Below are 7,297 nucleotides of genomic sequence, written 5' to 3' on the forward strand. Positions count from 1 at the left end.
GTCACATGTTGATCATGTGACCGGCGAGGCCGTGGATGGCCTCCTTGACCGCCTCGCCCAGGGTCGGGTGGGCGTGCACGTTGCGGGCGACCTCGTGGACGGTCAGGTCCCACTGCTGGGCCAGCGTCAGCTCCGGCAGCAGCTCCGTGACCTCGGGGCCGATCAGGTGGGCGCCGAGCAGCTCGCCGTGCGTGGTGTCGCTGATGACCTTGACGAAGCCGATCGGGTGGCCGAGGCCGTGCGCCTTGCCGTTGGCGGTGAACGGGAACTTGGCGACCTTGACGTCGTAGCCCAGCTCGCGGGCCTGCGCCTCGGTGTAGCCGAAGGAGGCGATCTGCGGCTGGCAGTAGGTGGCGCGCGGGATCATGGCGAAGTCGACCTCCATGGTCTCCGCCCCGCCGATGGTCTCGGCGGCGATCACGGCCATCGTCTCGGCGGCGTGCGCGAGCATCAGCTTGGCGGTCACGTCGCCGATCGCGAAGATGTGCTCGACGCTGGTGCGGCCGCGGCCGTCCACCGCGATGGCGTTGCGGTCGGTGAGCTTGACCCCGGTGTTCTCCAGGCCGTAGCCGTTGACCCGCGGCGCGAAGCCGATCGCCTGGAGCACCTTGTCGGCCTCCAGCACCTGCTGCCGGCCGTCCTTGGTGACGGTGACCCGGACCTTGGCGTTCGGGTCGCTGTCGTCGATCGACTCGACCCGGGTGGAGGTCAGCACCTCGATGCCCAGCTTGCGGTACTGCTTGGCGAGTTCGGTGGAGACCTCGACGTCCTCCAGCGGCACCACGCGGTCCAGGAACTCGACGATGGTGACCTTCACGCCGTAGTTGTGCAGCACGTAGGCGAACTCGACGCCGATGGCGCCGGCGCCCGCGATGATGATGCTCTCCGGCAGCTGCTCGGTGAGGATCTGCTCCTCGTAGGTGACCACGCGGTCGCTCAGGCTGGTGCCGGGCAGCAGGCGGGTGGTGGCGCCGGCGGCGATGACGCAGTGGTCGAAGGTGACGACGTCGAAGCCGCCTCCGCTGAGCGCCACCTGGAGGGTGTGGTCGTCGACGAAGGTGCCCCAGCCGTCGTACTCGGTGATGCCGTTCTTCTTCATCAGGTAGTGGACGCCCTTGACCCGGCCGTCGGCCACCGACCGGCTGCGCCGGAAGGCCTCGCCGAAGTCGAAGGTCACCTGGCCCTCGACCTTGATGCCGAAGGTCTTGGCCTCCTTGGTGAAGATGTGGGCGAGCTCGGCGTTGCGCAGCAGGGCCTTGGAGGGGATGCAGCCGACGTTGAGGCAGACGCCGCCCCAGTACTTGGCCTCGATGACCGCGACCTTCAGCCCCAGCTGGGCCGAACGGACGGCGGCGGTGTAGCCGCCCGGGCCCGCGCCGAGGACGACGACGTCGTAGTGCGTGCTCATGTTGCTGACTCCTCCGAGGGTGTCACGGTGTCGTGATCTCGGTCCCATGGTGTCAGGACCGCGCTCGGCGCACCCACCGGGTCTCGGCGGATGCGCCCCGCGCGGCACCGTACCGGCCCGCGGCCGGATTTGTCAGTGGTCTCCGCTACGGTGACGGCACCCGTGGCCACCAGGGGCGATGGCGGAGGGAGGTTCCGGATGGAGCAGTCGCGTACGGCGGTCGGGTGGGCCCAGCCGCCGGGGGCGGCGGTGGACCCACCCGGGCGTCAGGCCGCCACGCCGTGGGAGCGGTCGGCGCTGGTGCCGCTGGTGCCGCCGATACCCGTCGCGCCCGCCTCGGCGCCGGGTGCCGCCTTCGCGGCCGGGCGCTGGGCCGGGACGGGCCGGTGCAGCGAGGAGAGGTCCCAGGCGTAGGTGCCGACGGCGTTGGCGATCACGTCGATGTTGACGTCGAAGGCGCCCATGTCGATGTTGCCCAGGTTGTCGCAGGCCTTGTGGTAGCACGGGTCGTACGCGACACCGGCCGTGCCGCCGTAACGGGCCGCCTGCTCCGGGGACTTGACCTTCTCGGCACCGGTGTCGGTGCCGCCGGCCGGGATGCCCGCGTCGATGAACGGACCGTAGTCGGAGCGGCCGTCGAAGGCGGTCGGGTCGTGCGGCAGGCCACGGCCCTCCAGGTAGCCGTTGATGTCCCGCTCCAGCTGGGCCGAGCCCTCGGGGCCCGCGTCACCACCGGCGCTGCCGGAGCCGTTGTAGACGAACTGCGCGTAGTTGGGGGACGCGATCATGTCGAAGTTGAGGTAGAGGCTGATCTTCTTCCTGTCCGCGTCGGAGAGGGAGTTCACGTACTTCTCGGCGCCCTTGAGGCCGAACTCCTCGGCCGACCACCAGGCGAACCTGACCTTGTTCTTCACCGGGTGGACGCTGAGGTTCTTCGCGACCTCCAGGATTCCGGCCGTACCGGAGCCGTTGTCGTTGATGCCCGGCCCCTCGGGGACGGAGTCGAGGTGCGCACCGACCATCACGGTGTTGTTCGGATCGCCGCCGCGGGTCTCGGCGATGACGTTCCAGGTCTTGCGCTGCTCCATGAAGGTGCGGATGTCCAGGGTCACCCGGACGGGCCCGGCGGCGGCCTGGGCGGCCAGCGCCTCGCCCGCGGCCTCGGTGATCCCGCCGGTCGGGATCCTCCCCGCCGTCGGCTCGCTGAGCGTCCCGTTGAGGCTGCCCTCGGTGTTGTTGTAGATGATCGCCCCGGCCGCCCCCGCGCCGGCCGCGGCGGCCTGCTTCTCGGCGAAGCTGCACCCGCCGCGCCGGATCAGGGCGATCTTGCCGGTGAAGGCGCCCGCCGGGTAGTCGGCGGGCGTGCAGCCGGTGGTGGCGCCGACCGGGGCGACCGCGAGGTCCGCGGTCAGGCCCGCCTCCGGACCGCTCACCGAGTACGTCATGGCGATCACCGGCACCGACTCGGCCTTCGGGGAGACCACGTCGAGGTGCTCGGAGCGGGCCTCGAAGTAGGTGTACACGAACTCCTGCTTGGACACGTTGAGTCCGGCCCGCCGCGCCTGCTCGTAGACGTACTGCGCGGACTGGTCGTGCCCCTTCGAACCGGCCGGCCTGGTCCCGCCGTTGCGGTCCGCGATCAGCTGGAGCGCGGCCAGCGTGGCCCGGGCGTCCCGGGCACTGCTCGCCTCGACCAGCCGGGAGGCCAGCTTGGCGCCCTTGCGCGCCGGATCCGGGTCGGCCGAGGCGCTGCCGGCGCCGGCCAGCAGCAGCGGGGCGACCAGGGCGGCGACGGTCAGGGCGGCGCCCGCGCTTCGCCGGGTGACGGCGGTTCGCGGGCGTCCTGGGGAGGTGGTGCGGTCGTACGGAGTGGTGCGGTCGAGCGGGGTGGAACGGTCGAGCGGCGAGGTGGAGCGACGGGTGCGCAGCATCAGGGCGACTCCTTCCGACGGGCCGTGAGGGTCATGATTGGACATGATCGGAATCCCGTTGCCAAGCCTTTACGCATACCTTGCGGGATGCGGACCGCAGCGCACGCGGCGATATTGGAGGGGTGGGGGCGTCTCATCCAGGAGTGTGACCAGATGTCCATGATGGATAAGCTCAAGAGCCTGCTGAAGGGCCACGAGGAGCAGGCCGACAAGGCCGTCGACAAGGCGGGCGACGCCGTCGACCAGCGCACCGAGGGCAAGTACAGCGGGCAGGTCGACGCCGCCCAGGAGCAGCTCAAGAACCAGTTCCGCGACCAGCCGCCGTCCCAGTAGCGGCGGCTCCACGGGGCGCCGCATCCGGCGCCGTCCGACCGGCTCGCCACCCTGGCCCGGCCGCCCGGCCGGGCCGGGGTTCAGCCTCGGTCGCCCGACCCGTCATCCTGCCCGTCCGCGCCGCCCGTACCGTCCGCGCCGCAGTTCTCGCAGGGCCCCGGGCCGGTCCGCTCACGCAGCCGTCCGCACTCCGGGCACACCCGGTCCAGCCAGCAGGCCGACTCGCCGCCTTCGTCCATGCGATCGATTCTGCCCGGGCATCGGCGCAGCTGCGAGTAGACACTGTCTACGCTCAGCTGGTAGACAGTGTCCTCATGACCGAACAGGAGCAGGACCTGCGAGCCCGACTGGTGGCCGCCGGCGTGGAGTTGGTGGCCGAGGGCGGCGTCCAGGCGCTCGGCCTGCGCGAGATCGCCCGCCGCGCCGGCGTCTCGCACGGCGCGCCCCGCCGCTACTTCCCCACCCACCGCGAACTGCTCGCCGCCATCGCCCAGCAGGGCTTCGGCAGGCTCACCGACACCCTCGCCGGCGCCGACGCCCTCACCGCCGCCACCGGCGCCGACGCCCGCACCCGCCTCGACGCGCTCGCCCGCGCCTACCTCGGCTTCGCCGCCGCCAACCCCGGCATGTTCGAGCTGATGTTCCGTCACGACCTGCTGGAGGGCAGCGGCGTCGAACTGCGCCGCACCACCCTGCCGCTGTTCCGCACCTTCGTCGGCCTGGTCACCGAGGTGCACCCCCGGTCCGGCGATCCGGCCGCCGCCACCGCCGCCCTCTGGTCCAACCTGCACGGCCTCGCCCAACTGCGCACCTGGGGCAGCCTGCGCCTGATCACCGGCGACGACTCCGTCGAGCCGCTGCTGCGCGCCACACTGGACGCCCACCTCGGCCCCTCCGCCCGGTGAACCCGCCACGGCACCACCGGGGGCTCGTCCTGGCCGCGAGCATCACCGGCACCGTCCTGGTCGCCGTCGACGGCACCGCGTTGACCGTCGCCCGGCCGGCCCTCCAGCACGACCTGCACGCCTCCGTCGCCGCCGTCCAGTGGGCCAGCACCAGCTATCTGGTCACCGTCGCCGCCCTGCTGGTCTTCGCCGGCCGCCTCGGCGACCGGTACGGGCACCGGAGGGTCTTCGCACTCGGCGTGACCGGCTTCGCCGCCGCCTCGCTCGGGATCGCCGTCGCACCCGGCATCGGCTGGGTCGTCGCGCTGCGCGTCCTGCAGGGTGCGGCCGGCGCGCTGCTGCAACCGGCCACCCTGGGCATGCTGCGGGCCGCCTGGCCCGCCGACCGCCTGGCCGGTCCGATCGCGATCCGCACCGCCGCCATCGGGCTCGCGGCGGCGGCGGGACCGCTGGTCGGCGGGGCACTGACCGCGCACCTGGGCTGGCGGTCGGTCTTCCTGCTGGGCCTGCTGCCCGCCGCTGCCGCCCTCGTGGTGGCCCTCGCGGTGCCGGCCCTCGCCGTACCGGCCGGAGTCGGATCGCGCGACACCCGCCCCCCGGCCGCCGGACCCGGCAGCCGGCTCGACCTGCCCGGCGCGGCCCTGCTCGCACTCGCGCTGGCCCTCCTGGTGCAGAGCCTGGTGACGCTGCCGGACACCGGCCGACCGGCGGTCCCCCTGCTCGGCCTCACCGCGGCCGGAGTCCTCGCCCTCGTCCTGGTACGGCACGAACGCCGGGCCGCCGACCCCCTGCTGCCGCCCGCACTGCTCCGCTCCACGGCCGTCGCGCCGCCCCTCGTCCTCCTGCTCGCCGCCTCCGCCGCGCTCCAGGGAACGCTCTTCCCCGCCACCTACTACCTCCAGGACGTGCTCGGGCTCGACCCCCTGCGGAGCGCCCTGCGGGCGGTGCCGCTCGCGGTGGCGATGATCCTCGCGGCGCCCGGTTCCGCCTGGCTGGCGAAACGTCACGGCGAACGGGCGGTGGTGCTGCCGGGGATGGCACTGATCACCACGGGGGCGCTGCTCGTGGCGGGGCTCGACCCCGGCTCCGGGACGCTCGCGATCGGCGGCTGCTTCGCGCTGCTCGGCACCGGCTTCGGTGCGGTGATGGCCACCGCCACCACGATGGTGGTCCGCGGCGCGTCCGCCGCCCGGGCCGGGGTCGCGGGCGGCCTGCAGCAGACCGTACTGAACATCGGCCCGGCCCTGGGCATCGCCCTGGCCACCGCCGCCGCCGGCCGTACGGACCCCGGCACGGCGCTCGCACCGTCCGCGCTGACCATGGCGGCGGTGGCCGGCGCGGCGACGCTGCTCGCCACGCGGCTGCCCGGGCGGGCGGGCGCACCGACGGCCGGTGAGGTTGCCGACCGGACCGCCGGTCAGACCTCGTCCGCGCGGCCGGAGTCCGTCGGCCGACGGTGAGCAACGCCCGTGCCGTCACACCCCGGCTCGGTTCACACTCCGGTGACGCCGTCGATGGACTCCCGGAGCAGGTCGGCGTGGCCGTTGTGGCGGGCGTACTCCTCGATCAGGTGCACCAGGATCCAGCGCAACGAGACGCTGTCCGCACCGATCACCGCGGCGGCCTGCGGGGAGAGCGGGCCGGCCGCCTCCAGCGGCTTGTCCGCGGTCAGCTCCCGGCCCCGGTCGACCTCCGCCTGCCAGTTCCGCAGCGCCTCGGCCATCCCGCGCGCCGGGTCCAGCCCGTAGCCGTCGGCGTTGTCCGCGCCGTACACCGGCGGGACGTCCTGCCCTGCGAACACCCGCTGGTACCAGTTGCGTTCGACCTCGGCGAGGTGCTGCACCAAGCCCAGCAGGGTCATCGTGGACGGTGGGACGGACGCCAGCCGCACCTGGTGGTCGTCGAGGCCCTCGGCCTTCCGGGCGAGCGTGGCCCGCTGGAAGTCCAACCAGCTCTCCAGCGTGGTGCGTTCATCGGCGTGCGGGGGCGGGATCGGCCGCCCGTCCGGGGTGTGTGCCATGCCCCCCACCCTGGCACACACCCTCGACGGTCCCGCGCGGACTCCGCGACCGTGTCAGTGTGGCGAGCAACGCGAGCTGCACGGCCGCGCCCACTGCCGGCCCGAGCCACACCCCCGAGACCCCCAGCGGCCCGGACAGGGCGGCCGAGGCGGCGAGTTGGGTCCCGAGACCGAGCAGGACGGAGACCACCAGCGGGCGCCCGGCGCCCGCCGCCTGGTGCACTCCGCCGACCGCCACCACCAGCGCGTACGGCAGCAGGTAGAGGGCCGCCGAGCGCAGGAAGCCGACGGACTGCGCGGCCACCGCGCGGTCCTCGGTGAAGAGCGCGGTCAGCGGCACGGCGAGCGTGACGGCGAGCACCGCCGCCACCCCACCGAGCAGCGCGGCGAGGCGTCCGGTGGCGCGGCGCAGGGCGTGCAGCGCGGCGACCTCTCCCGCGCCGGTCAGCCGTGCCGCCTCGATCGCGGCGGCCTGACGCAGCGCGTAGAAGGCCATGGTGACGACGAGCAGGACGCGGTAGCCGAGGCCGTAGCCGGCCACCGCCGCGACGCCGAAGCCCGCGACCAGGCCGAGTTGAGCGGTTCCGACGGCCATCCGGGCGGTGAAGTCCAGACCGAACGGTGCGCCCGCGCGCAGGATCCGTACCGCCGCCACGCCCACTCCCCCGGTGTCGCCGGGGTCCTGCGGCCGCGGTTCCTC

At 73.5% G+C, this 7,297-nt stretch carries 7 protein-coding genes; 3 read left to right on the forward strand and 4 right to left on the reverse strand.

The window, feature by feature from the left end; translation table 11 throughout:
• Position 1 precedes the first annotated feature (1 nt).
• Both lpdA and ACFU6K_RS25170 read right to left on the reverse strand, forming a co-directional pair.
• The gene (gene lpdA, locus ACFU6K_RS25165; RefSeq protein WP_380666602.1) at positions 2-1,408 is read right to left on the reverse strand and encodes a dihydrolipoyl dehydrogenase; all 1,407 of its coding nucleotides are present in this window, start codon (positions 1,406-1,408) and stop codon (positions 2-4) included.
• Positions 1,409-1,674: 266 nt separating this feature from the next.
• Positions 1,675-3,339 (reverse strand): M28 family peptidase, encoded by a 1,665-nt coding sequence (locus ACFU6K_RS25170; RefSeq protein WP_380666604.1) that lies wholly within the window; start codon positions 3,337-3,339, stop codon positions 1,675-1,677.
• Between the two features lie 153 nt (positions 3,340-3,492).
• Here ACFU6K_RS25170 and ACFU6K_RS25175 point away from each other — a divergent pair, with 153 nt between their 5' ends.
• The 3 genes from ACFU6K_RS25175 to ACFU6K_RS25185 all read left to right on the forward strand — a co-directional run bounded on the left by ACFU6K_RS25175 (position 3,493) and on the right by ACFU6K_RS25185 (position 6,037).
• Positions 3,493-3,672, forward strand: a complete 180-nt coding sequence (locus ACFU6K_RS25175; RefSeq protein ID WP_380666605.1) for an antitoxin — start codon at positions 3,493-3,495, stop codon at positions 3,670-3,672.
• A 314-nt stretch (positions 3,673-3,986) separates the two neighbouring features.
• Positions 3,987-4,577, forward strand: a complete 591-nt coding sequence (locus ACFU6K_RS25180; RefSeq protein ID WP_380666607.1) for a TetR/AcrR family transcriptional regulator — start codon at positions 3,987-3,989, stop codon at positions 4,575-4,577.
• Complete coding sequence (locus tag ACFU6K_RS25185; protein ID WP_380666609.1) at positions 4,574-6,037, forward strand: MFS transporter; 1,464 nt, start codon at positions 4,574-4,576, stop codon at positions 6,035-6,037. Before ACFU6K_RS25180 ends, ACFU6K_RS25185 begins: the two co-directional genes overlap by 4 nt.
• Before the next feature lie 32 nt (positions 6,038-6,069).
• Here ACFU6K_RS25185 and ACFU6K_RS25190 read toward each other — a convergent pair whose 3' ends face one another.
• Both ACFU6K_RS25190 and ACFU6K_RS25195 read right to left on the reverse strand, forming a co-directional pair.
• Positions 6,070-6,597, reverse strand: coding sequence for a DinB family protein (locus tag ACFU6K_RS25190; RefSeq protein ID WP_380666611.1), 528 nt, complete (start codon positions 6,595-6,597; stop codon positions 6,070-6,072).
• Positions 6,548-7,297, reverse strand: a 750-nt coding sequence (locus tag ACFU6K_RS25195; protein WP_380666613.1) for an MATE family efflux transporter, incomplete at its 5' end; no start/stop codon positions are given. The genes ACFU6K_RS25190 and ACFU6K_RS25195, both read right to left, overlap by 50 nt.

Origin of the sequence: Kitasatospora sp. NPDC057512 (genome assembly GCF_042802135.1) — a bacterium.
Taxonomy (GTDB): Bacteria; Actinomycetota; Actinomycetes; order Streptomycetales; family Streptomycetaceae; genus Kitasatospora.

What these genes read in the sequence shown, in the direction of transcription:
- ACFU6K_RS25170 (WP_380666604.1), bottom strand. Translation starts at nt 3,339, where the DNA reads ATGCTGCGCACCCGTCGCTCCACCTCGCCGCTCGACCGTTCCACCCCG.
- ACFU6K_RS25175 (WP_380666605.1), top strand. Translation starts at nt 3,493, where the DNA reads ATGTCCATGATGGATAAGCTCAAGAGCCTGCTGAAGGGCCACGAGGAG.
- ACFU6K_RS25180 (WP_380666607.1), top strand. Translation starts at nt 3,987, where the DNA reads ATGACCGAACAGGAGCAGGACCTGCGAGCCCGACTGGTGGCCGCCGGC.
- ACFU6K_RS25190 (WP_380666611.1), bottom strand. Translation starts at nt 6,597, where the DNA reads ATGGCACACACCCCGGACGGGCGGCCGATCCCGCCCCCGCACGCCGAT.
- lpdA (WP_380666602.1), bottom strand. Translation starts at nt 1,408, where the DNA reads ATGAGCACGCACTACGACGTCGTCGTCCTCGGCGCGGGCCCGGGCGGC.